At 63.4% G+C, this 17,193-nt stretch carries 13 protein-coding genes; 4 read left to right on the top strand and 9 right to left on the bottom strand.

Annotated elements, in window-relative coordinates; translation table 11 throughout:
* Positions 1 to 7: 7 nt before the first annotated feature.
* Positions 8 to 1,681, top strand: a complete 1,674-nt coding sequence (locus tag KSS90_RS14245; RefSeq protein WP_437180034.1) for a long-chain-fatty-acid--CoA ligase — start codon at positions 8 to 10, stop codon at positions 1,679 to 1,681.
* Positions 1,682 to 2,317: 636 nt separating this feature from the next.
* On the opposite strand, the gene KSS90_RS14240 is transcribed toward KSS90_RS14245, so the two are convergent.
* The 9 genes from KSS90_RS14240 to KSS90_RS14200 all read right to left on the bottom strand — a co-directional run bounded on the left by KSS90_RS14240 (position 2,318) and on the right by KSS90_RS14200 (position 13,531).
* On the bottom strand, positions 2,318 to 3,244 hold the full coding sequence (locus KSS90_RS14240) for an NAD(P)-dependent oxidoreductase (protein ID WP_217866068.1): 927 nt from the start codon (positions 3,242 to 3,244) through the stop codon (positions 2,318 to 2,320).
* A gap of 49 nt (positions 3,245 to 3,293) precedes the next feature.
* A complete protein-coding gene (locus KSS90_RS14235; RefSeq protein ID WP_217866067.1) occupies positions 3,294 to 4,673 on the bottom strand; it encodes an aspartate aminotransferase family protein in 1,380 nt (459 codons plus the stop codon).
* A 96-nt stretch (positions 4,674 to 4,769) separates the two neighbouring features.
* Positions 4,770 to 6,023, bottom strand: a complete 1,254-nt coding sequence (locus tag KSS90_RS14230; RefSeq protein ID WP_217866066.1) for an aspartate aminotransferase family protein — start codon at positions 6,021 to 6,023, stop codon at positions 4,770 to 4,772.
* 43 nt (positions 6,024 to 6,066) lie between these two features.
* Positions 6,067 to 7,491, bottom strand: a complete 1,425-nt coding sequence (locus KSS90_RS14225; protein WP_217866065.1) for a gamma-aminobutyraldehyde dehydrogenase — start codon at positions 7,489 to 7,491, stop codon at positions 6,067 to 6,069.
* Positions 7,492 to 7,570: 79 nt separating this feature from the next.
* Positions 7,571 to 8,902, bottom strand: coding sequence for an APC family permease (locus KSS90_RS14220; RefSeq protein ID WP_217866064.1), 1,332 nt, complete (start codon positions 8,900 to 8,902; stop codon positions 7,571 to 7,573).
* A 12-nt stretch (positions 8,903 to 8,914) separates the two neighbouring features.
* Positions 8,915 to 10,072: an iron-containing alcohol dehydrogenase gene (locus tag KSS90_RS14215; protein ID WP_217866063.1), complete on the bottom strand. Its 1,158-nt coding sequence runs from the start codon at positions 10,070 to 10,072 to the stop codon at positions 8,915 to 8,917.
* A 218-nt stretch (positions 10,073 to 10,290) separates the two neighbouring features.
* Positions 10,291 to 11,166 carry an alpha/beta fold hydrolase gene (locus KSS90_RS14210; RefSeq protein WP_217866062.1) on the bottom strand — a complete coding sequence of 292 codons (876 nt, stop codon included), beginning with the start codon at positions 11,164 to 11,166 and terminating at the stop codon, positions 10,291 to 10,293.
* Positions 11,163 to 12,689: a flavin-containing monooxygenase gene (locus KSS90_RS14205; protein ID WP_217866061.1), complete on the bottom strand. Its 1,527-nt coding sequence runs from the start codon at positions 12,687 to 12,689 to the stop codon at positions 11,163 to 11,165. Before KSS90_RS14205 ends, KSS90_RS14210 begins: the two co-directional genes overlap by 4 nt.
* 260 nt (positions 12,690 to 12,949) lie before the next feature.
* Positions 12,950 to 13,531: a TetR/AcrR family transcriptional regulator gene (locus KSS90_RS14200; protein WP_217866060.1), complete on the bottom strand. Its 582-nt coding sequence runs from the start codon at positions 13,529 to 13,531 to the stop codon at positions 12,950 to 12,952.
* Between the two features lie 321 nt (positions 13,532 to 13,852).
* Here KSS90_RS14200 and KSS90_RS14195 point away from each other — a divergent pair, with 321 nt between their 5' ends.
* The 3 genes from KSS90_RS14195 (at position 13,853) to KSS90_RS14185 (ending at position 16,909) form a co-directional block, all read left to right on the top strand.
* Positions 13,853 to 14,740 carry a phytanoyl-CoA dioxygenase family protein gene (locus KSS90_RS14195; protein ID WP_102682331.1) on the top strand — a complete coding sequence of 296 codons (888 nt, stop codon included), beginning with the start codon at positions 13,853 to 13,855 and terminating at the stop codon, positions 14,738 to 14,740.
* Positions 14,741 to 14,805: 65 nt separating this feature from the next.
* Positions 14,806 to 16,173, top strand: a complete 1,368-nt coding sequence (locus KSS90_RS14190; protein ID WP_217866059.1) for an NAD(P)/FAD-dependent oxidoreductase — start codon at positions 14,806 to 14,808, stop codon at positions 16,171 to 16,173.
* Between the two features lie 88 nt (positions 16,174 to 16,261).
* Entirely contained in the window at positions 16,262 to 16,909 is a 648-nt protein-coding gene (locus KSS90_RS14185) for a hypothetical protein (protein ID WP_217866058.1), read from the top strand.
* Positions 16,910 to 17,193 lie beyond the last annotated feature (284 nt).

The raw sequence follows: 17,193 nt of genomic DNA, 5'->3' as shown, positions 1-17,193 counted from the left end.
ACTGCCCATGGACGAGGGACCCGTCATGATGAACCCGACCCTGGAACACGAACTGGCCCCGAATGCGGCCAACCACGTGCCGCTGTCGCCACTGTCGTTCCTCAAGCGCGCCGCGCAGGTCTATCCGCAGCGCGACGCAGTGGTGTACGGCAACCGTCGCTACACCTACCAGCAGTTGCACCAGCGCAGCCGGGCCCTGGCCAGCGCCCTGGAGCGGGTTGGCGTGCAGCCGGGCGAGCGCGTGGCGATCCTGGCGCCGAACATCCCCGAGATGCTCGAGGCGCACTATGGCGTGCCCGGCGCGGGTGCCGTGCTGGTGTGCATCAATATCCGCCTGGAGGCGCGCAGCATCGCGTTCATCCTGCGCCATTGCGCGGCCAGGGTACTGTTGTGCGATCGCGAATTCGGCGCGGTGGTCCACCAGGCGCTGGCGATGCTGGACACGCCGCCGCTGCTGGTTGGCATCGATGATGCCCAGGCCGAGGGCACCGACCTGGCGCCGAACCTGGACTACGAAAGTTTCCTGGCCCAGGGCGATGGCAACCGGCCGTTGAGCGCGCCGCACAACGAATGGCAGTCGATCGCCATCAACTACACCTCCGGCACCACCGGCGATCCCAAGGGCGTGGTGCTGCATCACCGCGGCGCCTACCTCAATGCCTGCGCCGGAGCGCTGATCTTCCAGCTCGGCCCGCGCAGCGTCTACCTGTGGACTCTGCCGATGTTCCACTGCAACGGCTGGAGCCATACCTGGGCAGTGACCCTGTCGGGCGGCTGCCATGTGTGCCTGCGCAAGGTGCAGCCCGAGGCGATTCACGCCGCCATCGCCGCGCATGGCGTGACCCACCTGAGCGCCGCGCCGGTGGTGATGTCGATGCTGATCCATGCTCCGGCAGGCGCCGCGCCGTCCCAGGCGGTGTCGGTGATCACCGGCGGCGCCGCACCGCCCAGCGCGGTGATCGCCGCCATGGAGGCGCGCGGTTTCAGCATCACCCACGCCTATGGCATGACCGAAAGCTATGGCCCCAGTACCTTGTGCCTGTGGCAGCCAGGCGTCGATGAGCTGCCGCTGGAGGCTCGCGCGCGGTTCATGAGCCGCCAGGGCGTGGCCCATCCGATGCTCGAGGAAGCCACGGTGCTGGATAGCGAAACCGGCCAGCCGGTGCCCGCCGACGGCGCGACCCTGGGCGAGCTGGTGGTGCGCGGCAACACGGTGATGAAAGGCTACCTGCACAACCCCGAAGCCACCCGCAGCGCCCTGGCTGGCGGCTGGCTGCACACGGGCGACCTCGCCGTGCTGCATCCCGATGGCTATGTGGAGATCAAGGACCGGGCCAAGGACATCATCATTTCGGGCGGCGAGAACATCAGTTCGCTGGAGATCGAGGAGGTGCTCTACCAGCATCCCGAGGTGCTCGAGGCCGCCGTGGTGGCGCGGCCCGATTCGCGCTGGGGCGAAACCCCGCATGCCTTCGTCACCCTGTGTGCCGAGGCACAGGCGGGTATCACCGGCGAAGAGCTGATCCGCTGGTGTCGCGAGCGCCTGGCGCACTTCAAGGCGCCGCGGCATGTGTCGTTGGTGGCGTTGCCCAAGACGGCCACCGGCAAGATCCAGAAATTCGTCCTGCGCGAATGGGCTCGGCAAGCGGCCGCTGCAGCCAGCGATCGACCGGAAGGGTGAGCCCTGGTATTCGAGTCATCGCTGCTTGCGCAGCCCTGTGTGATAGGGCCACCAGGTGTCCGCCGCAAGTTCTGCAGCGCCTGGCAGATCGAGCGCCGCCCGCGCGGCGCATCGCTGGCAAGCCAGCTCCCACATCTGTTTCGGGCCAGTCTGTCCTGTGAAGTTGTCGCTGTCCGCCTTGGTGCATGTCTTGAGACAAGTGGGACGCCAGTGGTGCCCACGCTGAGACCGTGTCGTACCCACAAGGCGTACAGCCGCGGCGGCGCAGGCATAACTGGCCCGAAACAGATGTGGGAGCTGGCTTGCCAGCGATGCGCCGCGCGGGCGGCGCTCGATCTCATAGGCGCTGCAAGAGATGCGGCGGGCACTTAATAGCCCTCGCACTCAAAGACCTTGAAAGGGATGGCCCTAGTAACCCCGGAAGATATCGCCAATGCTCGCGATCGGGTGCGCCGCGTGCGCTCCCGATCGATTGGCCATGGCAGACCGTGGGGTGTAGACCGCCGTCAGGAACAGGGCAAGTGTCACGCTGGCAACTAGTAAGGCAAAAAGACGCATGGGAACCTCCAGCTTTGTTTTTGTAATTACCGTCGAGTCTGGTCCGTGGCGTTGGCTAAAGCCTGATAAAGCGCGCCATTAAATGGTCCTTTGTGCGGCCGTTTCGGGAGGGTTGGTCGCTGCGAACACCTGGGTGGCCGCCACGATGTCCTGATCGCCGTAGCCCATGGATTCAGCCCGTTGCACGACCCCGCATACGGCGTCGAAGACCGGCGTCCAGGCCCCTTGTGCGTGCAGCGCCTGGGCGATGTGGGCGAAGGCGCCGGCATGCACATCGAGCCTGGCCTGATCGCCTGCGAAGTCCTGCGCTTCGAGTCGGCGTACCGCTTCCTCGAGCGCATCGCTGATGAAAAACCGTGACGTGTCGAGCAGCAGCCGGGCCGTCTCCGCCACCGGCAGGCCGAAGCGCTCGCTCGCGCCCACGGCCTCGAAGAACGCCACCATCGTGGCGAATGCCTGGGCGTGGAGCACGGTGGCAAAGGCCAGTGCTTCGTCCCATGGCAGGAACATCGTTTGCCCGGCCAGCGCTTCGAGCAGCGTCCGATGCTGCTCGAAACCCTCACGATCGCCGGTATGCAGGGTGTGGCTCTGGCGATGACCGACGTTGCGCGGGTAGGCCACGATCATCCCTTTGACGTACAGGCCGCCAGCGGCGTTGACCAGCGCCTGGAGCGCCAGGCCCTCGTCGCGGCCGTTGGTGGTGTAATCGACCACTGTGCGACCTGCGAGCGCCGCCATCACCCCCGGCATGCCGAGCACGCCATGGGTCGCCTGGTCGTCCAGCAGCACGAAGACCGTGACCGGGCTTGCGCTGAGCGCGGCGTGAGCCGAGTCGCACAGCTGAGCACCAGCGGCGACCAGCGCCGCCGCTTTGCCAGGTGATCGGTTCCACACAGCCACGCGCTTGCCTTGCTTGAGAAATGCATGGGCCATGATCGTGCCCATGGCGCCGAGCCCGACTACCGATACATCGAAGTCGAAGCGCTGGTCATTTTGTGTGCTCACATTGCAACCCTCATGATTTTTGTTTTAGGTGTCTAGTGTGGTGCGTCGTCTACAACAGGTTCTGTGCGCGGGCCCATTCAGTCGCGTCGGCCAGCGTGCGTTCGAAGGCGCTGAAGATCGCCTCGATATCGGCTTGGGTGCAGATCAACGGCGGACAGAAGGCGATCGTGTCGTAGATGGCGCGAATGATCAGCCCGTGCTTGTGTGCCTGTTTGAACACATAGCCACCCAAGGTGCCGGGCTGGGCGAACGGTTGGCCGGTGGCCTTGTTCGCCACCAGTTCTATGGCGCCCACCAGCCCGACACCGCGCACATCGCCCACCAGCGGATGGTCGGCGAATGCGCGCAGACGGCGCTGGAATTCAGGGGCCAGGCGCTGGACCTGGCCCACCAGGTCGCGCTCCTCGATGATGCGGATATTTTCCAGCGCCACCGCGGTGGCGACGGGATGGCCGGTGCAGGTCAGGCCATGGGCGAAGGCTCCCAAACGCTGGCTCTGGCTGAGCAGGACGTCATGGACGGCATCGGACACCAGCACGGCGGCCAGGGGCTGATAGGACGAGGTGAGCTGCTTGGACAGCACCATGATATCGGGCTGGATCCCGTACAGCTCAGAGCCGAACATCGTCCCGAGCCTGCCGAAGCCGGTGATGATCTCGTCGATCACCACGAGGATGTCGTAGCGTCTGCACACCGCCTGGATCGCCGCCCAGTAGCCTTGGGGAGGAGGAACCACACCGCCTGCGGCCATCACCGGTTCGCCGATGAACGCCGCGATGGTTTCCGGGCCCTCGTCGAGGATGTAGTGCTCCAGCTCGTCCGCCAGGCGCGCCGAAAAGGCTTCCTCGGTCTCGCCTGGCCGGGCGAATCGATAGAAGTTCGGACAGGTCAGGTGATGCACCGGGATGGCCGGCAAGTCGAAATCACGGTGCATCGACGGGATGCCGCTCAAGCTTGCGCAGGCGACGGTAGCGCCGTGATAGGCCTGCTGGCGGGAGATGAACTTCTTCTTGGCGGGCTTGCCCAGTGCGTTGTGTACGTACCAGACCATCTTCACCACCGAGTCGTTGGCCTCGGACCCTGAGTTGGTGAAAAACACATGGTTCAGATCGCCGGGCGCAAGCTCCGCCAGCTTGGCGGCGAGCGCCGCGGCCGGGGCGTTGGTCTTGTGGCTGAAGCTGTGGTAGTAGGGCAGTTGCCTGAGCTGCTCGACGGCGGCGTCGACCAGGCGCTGTTCGCTGAAGCCCAGGGCAACGCTCCACAGGCCCGACATGGCTTCGATATAGGCATTGCCCTGTTCGTCGAAGACCCGCACGCCGTCGCCTGCGCTGATGACCAACGGCCCGATTTCCTGATGTTGGGCCAGGTTGGTGTTGGGGTGAATGAGTGCTGCCAGATCGTTGCGCGCGGTTGCAGTAAGCGTGTTCATTGGTTCATGTTCCTGTCGCAGGCAGCGAACGCCCGCAAGTGAGCAGGTTGCCTGCGCCCCGTGGATCGCCACGGGGCGCACGGCAGGATCCTGCGGTTACTGACCAAGCGCTGCCGCGACCGCTTCGCCGAACGCCTTGAGGCCCTGTTCGAGCTGCTCGGTCGGGGTATTCACCGGTGGCATCAGCTTGATGATTTCGCCGTTCGGCCCGCAGCGGTCGACCAGCACGCCCGCCTGCAGCACGCGCTGCTGGGCATCCTTGGCCAAGGCCACGTTGCCGCGGCCGAAATCGATGCCGGCGATCATGCCGCGGCAGCGCGCGGAGGCGACCCCTGGAATCTCGGCGTAGCCGGCGACCGCGCGCTCCATGGCCGCGCAGTTGGCGGCCAGCAACTTCAGGAACTGCTCGTCGCGCCAATAGCCGAGGGCGATCTGGGCGGTGAGGAACGCCAGTTGGTTGCCGCGGAAGGTGCCGATATGATCGCCCGGCTCCCAGACATCCAGCCCGGCGCCGATCAACACGATGGCCATGGGCAGGCCATAGCCACCGATCGATTTGGCGCAGGTGATCAGGTCAGGGACCACCCCGGAGCGCTCGAAACCGAAGAAGTCACCGGTGCGGCCGCAGCCAGCCTGGATCTCGTCGCAGATCAGCAATACCCCGTGCGCCCGGGTCCACTGGCGCAGGCGCTGCAACCATTGGTTGGAAGCGACGTACACGCCGGCCTGGATCTGCACGGATTCGACGATCACCGCCGCTGGCAATTCCGAGCCGCTGCCCTGGTCGTTGGCCAGGCGCTCGAGGAAGCCGATGCTGTCGAACTCACCGTAAGGGCTGTCTTCGTAGGGCACGAACACCACGTCGGTGGACAGCCCCGGGCCACGCCGGGTGCGGTTGCCGGTAACGGCCAGCGCACCGGCCGTCATGCCGTGGTAGGCACCATAGAACGACACGATCTTGCTCCGCCCGGTCGCTTTGCGCGCCAGCTTCAATGCCGCCTCGACGGCATCGGCGCCGGTCGGGCCGGTGAACTGCACCTTGTAGTCCCAGCCGCGCGGCTTGAGCAAGTCGCGTTCCAGCGCCTCGAGGAACCGGCGCTTGGTGGTGGTGTGCAGGTCCAGGGCATGGGTCACGCCGTTGGCGTACAGATACGCGATCAGCGCATCGCGCATGCGCGGGTCGTTGTGGCCGTAGTTCAGGGCACCGGCGCCGGCGAAGAAGTCCAGGTACTCGCGGCCATCCTCGCCGCGGATCTTGCTGCCCTGGGCGGTATCGAAGACCAGGGGCAGGTCGCGGCAATACATCCGCACGTTGGACTCGAGCCGTTCGAATGTCTCGATGTTGTTCATGCATAACCTCTTGAAGTGATCGGGCAACGTTTGCTTGGCGCTATCAGTGCTTGAACATCACGTGGCGCACCACGGTGTAGTCTTCCAGGCCATACATGGACAGGTCCTTGCCATAGCCGGACAGCTTCACGCCGCCATGAGGCATCTCGCTCACCAGCATGAAATGGGTATTGACCCAGGTGCAGCCGTATTGCAGGCGCGCGGCCAGGCGATGGGCGCGGCCGACATCGGCGGTCCACACCGAAGAGGCCAGGCCGTAGTCGGAGTCATTGGCCCAGGCCAGCGCCTGGGCCTCGTCCTCGAACGACGAGACCGTCACCACCGGGCCGAAGATCTCCCGGCAGACCACCTCGTCGTCCTGGCGGGCACCGGCCAGGACCGTCGGTTCGAAGAAGAACCCGCCACCAGCAGCGCGCTTGCCACCGGTGATGACTTCGATATGAGGCACTTCGCGGGCACGCTTGACGAAGCCCTCGACACGGCCCAGGTGCTCTTCGGTGATCAGCGGCCCCATCTCGGTCGAGGGATCATCCTGCAGCCCGCACTTGATGCTGGCCACGGCTTCGCCGAGCTTGCGCACGAACTCCGGGTAGACCGACTGCTGCACATACAGACGGCAGGCGGCGGTACAGTCCTGGCCTGCGTTGTAGAAGCCAAAGGCACGAATGCCTTCGACGGCCGCGTCGATATCGGCATCGTCGAAGATCAACACGGGGGCCTTGCCGCCCAATTCCATGTGCATGCGTTTGACGCTGTCGGCGGTGCCCTCGATGATCCGGCTGCCGGTGCGCACGGAGCCGGTCAGCGACACCATGCGCACCTTGGCGTGGCTGGTCAGCGGCTCACCAACCGTAGCCCCCCGACCATGGACGATGTTGACCACGCCGGCAGGGAAGATCTCGGCCAGCAGTTCACCCAGTTTCAGGGTGGTCATCGGCGTGTGTTCCGAGGGTTTCAGCACCACGGTGTTGCCGCCGGCCAAGGCCGGGCCGAGTTTCCAGGCCGCCATCAGCAAGGGGTAGTTCCACGGCGCGATAGAGGCGACCACGCCGACCGCATCGCGACGAATCATCGAGGTGTGCCCCGGGATGTACTCGCCCCCGGCCGAGCCTTGCAGGCAGCGCACGGCGCCGGCGAAGAAGCGGAATACGTCCGACACCGCCGGCAGCTCGTCCTGCAGCACGGCGGTGTAGGGCTTGCCGCAGTTGTCGGCTTCCAGGCGCGCGAACACCGCTGCCTGGGCATCGATGCTGTCGGCGAGCTTGAGCAGCAGCGCCGCGCGGTCCTTGGGCGGGGTTTGCGACCAGGCTTCGAAGGCTGCATCGGCGCCTTGCACCGCGGCCTCGACCTGGGCTTGGCTGGCCTCGGTGGTTTGCACCAGGACGCTGCCCAGGGAGGGGTTGTACACGGCCAGCTCGTCGCCTTCGCCGGCTACCAGGGCACCATTGATCAGAAGTTTGCTTTGCATGTCGATTCTCGCCATTTAACGGCGCGGCCAATGGCCGGCCTTGTGATTGTCGTCAGAGCATTCGATTGAAACGGGGTCGCTATACCAATGCCTCAGGGACGGGGCTGCGGAAGAAGCTGGTGCGGCAGGCGAGGTAGACCAGCCCCAGGCCGAGCCAGCAACTGCCCATGATCAGCGCGTCTTTATCCAGGCTGATCAGCATCCATCCGGCCGTGACCAGGCCGATGAGCGGGAACAGCACGCCGCGCAGCAGGCCGGCGCCATCCTTGACGCGGGCATCGAAGGTGAGCCGCAATGCACACAGGTTGACGGCGGTGAAGGCGACAAACGCGCCGAAGTTGACCAGCGACGTCGCGGTGGCGATGGTCAAGGCAAAACCGGCCGTGCCGAAAACGCCGCAGAGCAGGATGTTGAAGGCCGGGGTCTTGAAGCGCGGATGCAGGACACCGAACACCTTGCGCGGCAGCTGGTTGTCCCGGCCGAGGGCGTAGAGCAGCCGCCCCACGCTGGCCTGGAACGACATGCCGGCGGCGAAGTGGGCGATGATGATCCCCGCCAGCACCACGGCGAAGAACACATCGCCGCCGATCATCCGGGCGATCTCGAAGGCGGCCCCGTCCACTTGCTCGAAGCTGGGGGAGGGGTGTGCCAGGTACATGAAGTACGAGGAGCCCACGTAGACCGAACCGCCGATCAACGCGACCAGCAGGATGGCGCGTGGCAGCGTCCGGCCCGGATCTCGGGTTTCCTCGCTCAGCGTGGACAGCGCATCGAAGCCCAGGAACGAGTAGGCGGCAATGGCGGCGCCGGCCATGCTGGTGGCGAAGGGCACGTCCTGACTGAAGAACGGCTTGGCCGACAGCAGCCCGCCAGGGCCGTTGGCTGCCACGATGTAATGCACGCACAGGCCAAGGAACACGACGATGATCGCCAGTTGCGCGACCATCAACAGCACGTTGAAGCGGTTGGCGACCTGGATGCCGAGGACATTGAGCACTGAAGTGGTGACGATGAAACCGCTGATCCACACCCACTGCGGAACGTCTGCAAAGGCCATGTTGAGGTAGCTGGCACCGAGCAGCCAGATCAGCATCGGGATGAAGAAGTAATCGAGCAGGGCAGCCCAGCCCACCATGAACCCGAGATTGGCATTGAGCATCTTGCGGGTATAGGTGTAGGCCGAGCCGGCTACCGGAAATACCCTGACCAGCCGCCCGTAGCTCAACGCGGTGAACACCACCCCGGTCGCCGCGATCAGGTAGGCCATCGCCGTGGTGTTGCCGCTGGCCTGGGTGATCACGCCGTAGGTGCCGAAAACGATCAGCGGGGCAAGGAACGCCAGGCCGAACAGCAGCACCGAGAACGGCCCCAAGGTGCGCCGCAACGAGGCGCTGGAGGTTGAATCACTCATGACGCAGCCCTCCTACGCGACGAAGTGGTAAGCGGTGGTGATGATGGCGTGATAGGCCTCGACGGACATCGCCTTGGCATTGCTGGCGTCCGAGAAGTTCAGCTTGGATTTTTCGGCGATGGCCTGGAAGTCTTCCTCGCGCACGCCCTTGACCTCGGCGAAGCAAGGAATGCCCAGGTCCTTGCTCATCTGGAACAGATGGCCCACGGCCGCCTCGGCGGCGTCCACCGGCGCCAGCGTCGGGTCGATCCCCAGGGCGTAGGCCACCTGGGCGTGACGCAGGATGTCGGCATCGCGGTTGTGGCCGAAGACGAAGGGTAGGAAGATCGCGTTGCCGACGCCATGGGGCGTGTCGTACATGCCGCCGATCGCTTCGGAGATGCAGTGCACGCTGCCGACGTCGGCGTTGCCGAATGCCATGCCGGCGATCAGGCTGGCCACCAGCATCTGCTCCCGGGCCTGCTGATTGTCCGGCTCCTGCACCGCCGCCTTGAGGTGCTGGCTGATCAGGCGGATGGCATGCAGCGCCAGGCCGTCGCTGATCGGGTTCGCCACGCGGCAGGTGTAGGCCTCGATGGCGTGGGTCAGGGCATCCATGCCGGTGGCGGCGGCGATTGACGCGGGCAGCGTGTCGGTGATGTGCGAGTCGAGCAGTGCCAGTACCGGGCCAATGCGATAATCCAGCACGTTCATCTTGAAATGACGGGCAGTGTCGGTGATCACCGAGAAGCAGGTCACTTCGCTGCCGGTGCCTGAGGTGGTCGGGATGGCGACGATCGGCGGTATGGCGTGCTTGAGGGTGAACGACCCTTCATAGTCCTCGATCCGCCCCTCGTGGGTGAGCAGCAGGCTGATGGCCTTGGCCGCGTCCATCGCGCTGCCGCCGCCCACGGCCAGCAGGCCGTCGATGCCTTTGCCACGATACTGCTGCGCGGTGCGGTTGATGTCTTCGCTGCGCGGGTTGGCCTTGATGTCCGTGACTTCCTCGTAGGCGATACCTGCCTTGTCCAGGCTGGCATAGACGCTGTCCAGCAGGCCGGCGGCCTTGACCCCGGCATCGGTCACGATCAGCACCCGTGCCAGGCCGAGGCCCTGGAGATGTTCACCGGTGCGCTCGCGCAGGCCAGGTTCCATCACGATCTTGCTGGGGAGTAAGAACTTGAATTCCATACGTACCTCTTGCTCAATTGTTGTCATTGTCGAAAGGGCAGTGGAGGAGCACCCGCGCCTGGTCGCGGTCGGCCGCTCAGGCGTGTGATGTGTGGCCTGGCGCTTTGGCGCAAGCCGGTATGTTGTTGTTTTGGGTTGTGTTGCAACGTGCCGCCAAAGGTCTCCAGTGGAATAAAAAGAGGGGCGGCCAAGCTGCACGCCCCTAAAGAAAATTGTTGTTAACGCAGGTGCCCCGTCAGCAGGGACAGCAGCGTGGTGGACAGGCGCGCCGGAAAGTCATGCCCCATCCCGGGCAGCAACACCAGATTGGAACCACGGATCGCCGCCGCCGTGGCGTAGCCGCCGCTGGTGGCGACCATGAGGTCTTTTTCCCCATGGATGACCAGGGTGCGGCAACGAATCCGCTGCAGCTCCTCGGTGCGGTCGGCGGAGTTGATGATCGCGCCGATCTGCCTGGCGGTACCGAGGTTGCTGGCCTCGCCACCGCCTCGCTGCCAAGCCAGCTGGGCATACTCACGCAAGACGGGCTCGTTCCACTCGAGGGTGGAGCCGATCAGACGCATGATGTCCACGTAGTCGCGAACGCTTTCCTTCTCGCTGCGCGGCGGGCGGCGCAGCAGCTGCAGGAGGGCCTTGAGCGCCGGCTGGCCGACGCGCAGGGAACCCGTGGTGGAAAAGATCGACGTGAGGGTCCTGATTCGCTGCGGGTAACGCGCGGCGAGGGTCTGGGCGATCATGCCGCCCATCGACATTCCCACGACATGCGCTGCTTGCAGCTGCAAGTCGTCCATCAAGCCGATGACGTCGTTGGCCATGTCGCCCAGGTCATAGCCTGGGGTGCGCTTGCGCAGGAACTGCTGCAGCGTCGTTGGGGGCGCCACGTCGGTAAAGAACGATCTGCCCGAGTCACGGTTGTCCAGCGTGATGACCCGCAACCCTTGTGCGACCAGCCCGGCGATGAGCGCTTGCGGCCAGTAGGTCAGCTGCAGCCCGAGGCCGACGATGAGCAGGACCGCCGGGGCACCCTCGACACCGTAGCTGCGGTAGCAGAGCTTGCCTTTGCCCGGTAGCTCGCAGAAGCGATCACGGCTCATCGGCGGCTACCTGGCTGCTGCAGTTCGACGCCGGCATGCACCGGCACGTTCGGCACGCTGCTGAAGCTGAGGCACTTTTCCGCCACTGTGCCGCGGCGCAGCAGTTTGATATCGCGGAAGTAGTCCATCGACATCACCCAGGGTTCACACGGCCCCTGGCGCGGCATGCTGTCGAGCGCGCGCTGCACATAGCCGGCCCCGAAGTCCAGCAGAGGGCGGGTTTCGATCCCGGCCGGCGCCTTCGGCTCGCAGACGTTGTAGCCTTCGCGCGCCATGAAACCGAGCAGGCGGCAGAAGTGGTCGCACAGCAGGCAGACCTTCAAGGTCCAGGACGAGTTGGTGTAGCCCACCGCGAAAGCGAAGTTGGGCACGCCGGAGAGCATCATGCCTTTGTAGGACAGGGTCTCGCTGAGTACCACCGGCTTGCCGTCCTTGTGCAGAGTGATGCCACCGAACATTTGTACGTTGAGCCCGGTGGCCGTGACGATGATGTCGGCCTCCAGCGTCCTGCCCGATTTGAGCAATACGCCGGACTCGGTGAAGCGCTCGATATGGTCGGTGACGATGTCGGCTTTGCCGGCACTGATGGCTTTGAACAGGTCGCCCTCGGGCACCGAACACAGACGCTGGTCCCACGGGTTGTAGGGTGGGTTGAAGTGCACGTCGACCGGGTAGTCTTTCGGCAACTCCTTGCGGGTCAGCCACAGCAGCAGTTTTTTCGAAAGCTTGGGGAAGCGCTGGCAGAAGCCCCAGAACGCCAGGGTGATCTTGGCGTTCTTGTAGCGCGTCAGGGAGTAGGCGGTTTGCGCCGGCAGGACCTTGCGCAGGAACGCGGCAACCCCGTCATTGGCCGGCTGATTGATGATGTAGGAAGGCGTGCGCTGCAGCATGGTGATGCTGGCGACCTTGTCCGCCATGGCCGGAATCAGCGTCACCGCGGTCGCGCCACTGCCGATGACGACCACGCGCTTGCCCGCATAGTCGAGGTTCTCCGGCCAGTGTTGCGGGTGAACGATCTGTCCTTTGAACTGCTCGGTGCCCTCGAAGCGGGGGGTGAAGCCCTGGTCATAGCGATAGTAGCCACCCGCACTGAACAGCCAGCGGCATTCGAGCGTACGCACCTGGGCCGTCTGGCCCTCCTCGATGCGCACTGCCCACAGGCCCCTGTCGCTTTGCCAGTTGGCCGAGACGACTTTCTGCTGGTACTGGATGAACGGTTCGAGCTGGTACTCGTCGATGGCTTCGCGCAGGTACTCGAGAATATCCGCGGCGTCCGCCAGGGATTTCGCCTTGGTCCAGGGCTTGAAGTCGAAACCGAAGGTGTAGAGGTCCGAGTCGGAGCGGATGCCGGGATAACGGAACAGGTCCCAGGTGCCGCCCATGCGTTCGCGGGACTCGAGAATCGCGAAGGTCTTGTTGGGTTGATGACGTCGCAGGTAGGCCGCCGCGCCGATGCCAGACACACCGGCTCCCATGATCAAAATGTCGAGCGGCTCAACCGGAAGAGCAGTGTGCGAGGACATGTCGCCTCCTATTTTAGTGTTATAGAGACTGATCTTTTGACTTGATCATTTGACCAGAATAGGGCGGCCGATTGTGCGGAGCAAGGTGCAAAATGCACCGGATCGTCATCGTTTTGGGATGGTTTGCACCTTGTCGGTCCGTCGATCAGTACACGGGTTGACGGACAAGCTTAGGCGGCGGGGAGAAGTGGGCGAGGGGCGTCCACCTGGGAAATGCGGATTACCGTGCGGTGGCGCAGCCCGGCAATCCGAATGGCGTTTCAGTAGCTGGCCACCAGCAGCTTGACCGCCTGGCAGGCGGTCTCGGTTTCGCTTTCGAGGCGCGCACGGTCGCCGTGGGCGGACCAGGCCAGCATCAGGCCGTCGAACAGGTTGATCAGCAAGCGGCTGACGGTGGCCACTGCGGCTTGGTCCAGCGCCGAACCGGTGACTTTGGCGATGGCCTGCTGGGCCGCGTCGATGGACACGGCGTAGATCTTGGCTGCCATCTCCGGGTTGTTGCGCAGGTTCCAGCAAAACAGTTCGAACTGCGTAGTGGCCATTTCCGGGTGGGCGGTGAACCAGTTGACCAGCTGGCGCAACATTTCACCCACCGATTCAGCTGCCGTGGCACCCGCCGGCACGTGCTGCAGCGATTGCTGCGGCAGGTTGATCAAGGACTCGTAGACGGCATAGAACAACTCGTCCTTGGTGTGGAAGACATAGTGCAACGAAGCCAGCGGAGAGTCTGCCGCCGCTGCGATACGCCGCGTCGTGGCGTTGGCCACCCCATGTTCCGCGATCACCTTCACGGTGGCCTCGATGAAATCCTGCCTGCGCTCTTCTGCGCCAATTCGAGCCATAGAGCGTTCTCCTTTTCGATGTTGTCGCCGGCCTTTTGGTCCGGCGTCGACGGTGACGAATGCTATCGCAAGGTGGTGCCTCGATCCATGCGTCGAAGCACGCCTGCGCAAAGGAACATGAAACAGCATGAAAAATAGTTAAATCAAACGACTTGATCAAATGACCATGTTCGGTAATGATGATTTTCACACCCAGGCACCACCGCACTGCGCAAGTACGGCAGGAGAGGGGGGAGGCCGTGGTCGGCACTGGCGGGTTGAGCCACGTTGCCCAGCTTTGCTGGATCAGAACAATGACAAAACCAGACAGGTACAAAGCAGATGGATACACGAACGCTCTCGACGCTCGGCAGCGATGCATCGGTCGAGCAGGTGGTGGAGATCATTCGGCGTGACGGTGGGGTCATCATTTCCGACCTGGTCTCGCCGGCCACGCTGAACGCCCTGCGCGACGAACTGGACAGCTACCTGAATGTCACCCCTTGCGGCGTCGACCCCTATTTCGCGGGCACCCAGACCCGGCGTGTCGCGCGGATCATCGGGCGCAGCGACACGGCTGTCGAAGTAGCGATGAACCCGCTGTTCCTCGGCGTGGCCAGACAGATCCTGCAAACCCCTACTCACGTCTGGGTAGGCAGTGACCGCATCGAGATGGCGCCCGATATCCAGCTGAGCATCACCCAGGCCATTCAGATCGGCCCGGGCCAAGGCCTGCAACCCCTGCACCGTGACGATGCCACTTCGCTGTGGCGCCACCCCCAGTACGGGCGTGAGGCGCGGCTGCAAATGATGCTGGCGATTTCCGATTTCACCGAAGAGAACGGAGCGACCCGGGTCATCCCTGGCAGCCATCTGTGGGATGACGAGCGCATGCCGACCCAGGAAGAAACCGTCGCCGCGCAAATGCCGGCAGGTTCCGCATTGCTGTGGATGGGCTCGGTTTACCACGGTGGTGGCGCCAATACGTCCGCAGCCCCGCGTACCGGCCTGACCATGGCCTATGACCTTGCCTTCCTGCGTCTGGAAGAGAACCACTTCCTGTCCATTCCCGTCGAGCGCGTTCGCCAGCTCCCGGCAGAAATGCAACGTCTGTTGGGCTGGAGCGCCAGCTCCACGTTGCTCGGCTGGGTGGAAATCGATGGTCAGATGCGCGACCCGCAAGAGCTCCTGAACATGCCGGCATTCTCCGAGCCTGGAAAAGGGTTCTGACGGTTCCGAACAGTCCTGGGCCGCTTCGGATGCAAGAAGTGGCCGGTATTCTGGGAGTCATGTAGATGAATGCAGTGAACAAAGCAGCCCCTGGTGACGCTGCACCGTTGAAGTTTCGCAGCCTGGGTGGATGGGTGGAGCGCCCCGCCGATCTGCAGCCGTCGCTCGAAGGGCACGTGAAGGCCGATGTCATCGTGGTCGGCGCCGGTTTTGCCGGGCTGTCGACCGCGCTGGAGCTGAGGGCGCTGGGTGCGCAGGTGATCCTGCTGGAGCAGGAGTTCGCCGGCTTCGGCGCCAGTGGCCGCAATGCCGGTTACCTGCTGGGCAGCATGGGTATCGAGTACGACATGTTCGTCAAGCGTTTAGGGGTAGAGCAGGCGACACAGTTCGTCAGGTTCTACGACGAGGCCGTGCCCTACGTGGAAGGCCGAATGAAGGCCTTGGGCATCGACTGTGACTACAACCCCTCCGGCGTGCTGCGCGCAGGTGTTCATGCCAGCCAGGAAAAACGCTTGCGGGAAAACATGGCGCTGGGTCAAAAACTGGGGGCCGTGACCCGGTTCGTGGACGGCGCCGAGATGCGGGCGCGGGGGATCCCGCCGGCGTTTCTGTTCGCGGCCGAGCAGTGTGGCGGCACCCTGAACCCTGGGAAATACGTCGCCGGCCTGCGTCGCGCGGCCATCGAGGCCGGCGTGAAACTCTATGAGCGCACGCCGTTGCTCTCCTTCAGCGAGGGGCCGGTCATTACCTGCAAGACTGCCCACGGCAGTGCGGCCGCGCCGGTGATGGTACTGGCCACCAATGCCTATACCCCGCAGTTGGGGGTGTTGCGCAACAAGGTTGCGGCGATTCGGGTGTCGGCGATCGAAACGCAACCGCTCTCGCCGCAGCAGCTCGCTGCCGTGGGCTGGCACGGGCGTGAAGGCATCATCACGCCGCATTACACCATGGAAAGCCATCGTCTGACGGCACACGGCACCATGGTGCTGACCGTCAAGAAGCTGGGTTATGCGTACGGATCGAAGACGCCCAATATCCCGGATCAAGGCGCCTATGCGGCACTGGCGCAGGTACTGCGCGAACGCCATCCGGCCTTGCACGGCCTGGGCATTCAGCATTGTTGGAGTGGCTATGTCAGCGGCGCGTATGACTTCCTGCCGGTGATCGGTGCCATGGGCGAACAGCAGAACATTCTCTACACCACCGGCTGCTCGGGCCACGGGCTGGGCACCCAGTCATATGTCGGGTCGCTGTTTGCCGCGCAAATCAATGGCAAGACACCAGAACTGTTGACGGCCATGCAGCACAAGACGCCGTCCATGCTGCCTGAGCCCTTGCAATGGTGCGCTATCCATTCCGCGTTCGCGGCGGCCAAGTTACTGGATGACTGGACCGATAGAAAAGTGCGTAAACACAATGCCAGCAAAGGCTGATTGCAGTTGATGTCGTTGTCCTGTGCAACGGGCTGCGGGACAACGCCGCGATCCTATTGAAGAGGCTGTTATCGTGGAACTAATAGATGTGTTCGCGCTGGTCGCATGCGTGCTGCTGGTGGTATGTGGTTTAGGTTATGGCGCGGCATTCATCAGGCAAAAAAATTATCTGCTCGGTGTCGAGTTTCTGATCGTGGGTATATCCGCAACGAACTTCACGACGTTCATCGCCACCGGCTGGCAGACCAACTACAACATTGCCATTTTTCTCGACGCGTTTTCCCGCGGTGTCGGCGTGCCGATTATTGTAACGCTCGGGTTGATGGCCGTGACGCATAATTACAAGCCGACACCGGCGAAAGATTTCATATTGTTTTTGCTGTCTTTCATTGCCGCGGCTATTTACTTTCTCTCGTCGGCATTCAAACCATGGCTCCCTTATTTCTATGTGCTGATGTGGTCGATCGCCACGGTGTACCTGCTCTACTTCACGTGGCGACTGGCGCGTGCGGGCGAGATTCTGCACGCGTTGGCCACATTCCTGGGGGCGGCAGCGGGCTTGACGATTGCACTAAGGTATGACTTTTTCCCGATCCCGGGGGATGACACGAAGATGATATTCATGAGTTGTGCCTTCGTGACCTGGTCCTATTCGATGGCGCAGTTGTTCTATGCCTATGGTGCACTTCAGCGCTCCCGAAAAGTTTGTGCGCAGGGCATGCTGCACTCGCATTGACGCAACAGTATCTACGTGCTTCATCCTTTTTCAGGATGTTATATCTGGTATTTACTCCATGGCGGGCCGAAGGCCTGCTTCTTTGCCGCCCCTCGGGGCGGTTTTTTTATGGGTGACGTATTCGCGTCAAGAATTAGGCTGGATAAGCGGAAAGTATAGAGCGGTTCGGTAGTGCCAGCCTCGCCAGGGGCGAGGTGTTTATACGGCGCACCAAGAACAAGCATCTTTTAGTAACACATGTTTCCTTACTTCCCATCAGTGTGCAGATGTTCGGCACCTATAAA

Source organism: Pseudomonas maumuensis, assembly GCF_019139675.1.
GTDB classification, from domain to species: domain Bacteria; phylum Pseudomonadota; class Gammaproteobacteria; order Pseudomonadales; family Pseudomonadaceae; genus Aquipseudomonas; species Aquipseudomonas maumuensis.
The sequence above is the reverse complement of the archived record's forward strand: the minus strand, read 5'-3'. Positions and strand labels throughout refer to the sequence as shown.

What these genes read in the sequence shown, in the direction of transcription:
- KSS90_RS14245 (WP_437180034.1), top strand. Translation starts at nt 8, where the DNA reads ATGGACGAGGGACCCGTCATGATGAACCCGACCCTGGAACACGAACTG.
- KSS90_RS14235 (WP_217866067.1), bottom strand. Translation starts at nt 4,673, where the DNA reads ATGAACACGCTTACTGCAACCGCGCGCAACGATCTGGCAGCACTCATT.
- KSS90_RS14230 (WP_217866066.1), bottom strand. Translation starts at nt 6,023, where the DNA reads ATGAACAACATCGAGACATTCGAACGGCTCGAGTCCAACGTGCGGATG.
- KSS90_RS14225 (WP_217866065.1), bottom strand. Translation starts at nt 7,491, where the DNA reads ATGCAAAGCAAACTTCTGATCAATGGTGCCCTGGTAGCCGGCGAAGGC.
- KSS90_RS14220 (WP_217866064.1), bottom strand. Translation starts at nt 8,902, where the DNA reads ATGAGTGATTCAACCTCCAGCGCCTCGTTGCGGCGCACCTTGGGGCCG.
- KSS90_RS14215 (WP_217866063.1), bottom strand. Translation starts at nt 10,072, where the DNA reads ATGGAATTCAAGTTCTTACTCCCCAGCAAGATCGTGATGGAACCTGGC.
- KSS90_RS14210 (WP_217866062.1), bottom strand. Translation starts at nt 11,166, where the DNA reads ATGAGCCGTGATCGCTTCTGCGAGCTACCGGGCAAAGGCAAGCTCTGC.
- KSS90_RS14205 (WP_217866061.1), bottom strand. Translation starts at nt 12,689, where the DNA reads ATGTCCTCGCACACTGCTCTTCCGGTTGAGCCGCTCGACATTTTGATC.
- KSS90_RS14200 (WP_217866060.1), bottom strand. Translation starts at nt 13,531, where the DNA reads ATGGCTCGAATTGGCGCAGAAGAGCGCAGGCAGGATTTCATCGAGGCC.
- KSS90_RS14195 (WP_102682331.1), top strand. Translation starts at nt 13,853, where the DNA reads ATGGATACACGAACGCTCTCGACGCTCGGCAGCGATGCATCGGTCGAG.
- KSS90_RS14190 (WP_217866059.1), top strand. Translation starts at nt 14,806, where the DNA reads ATGAATGCAGTGAACAAAGCAGCCCCTGGTGACGCTGCACCGTTGAAG.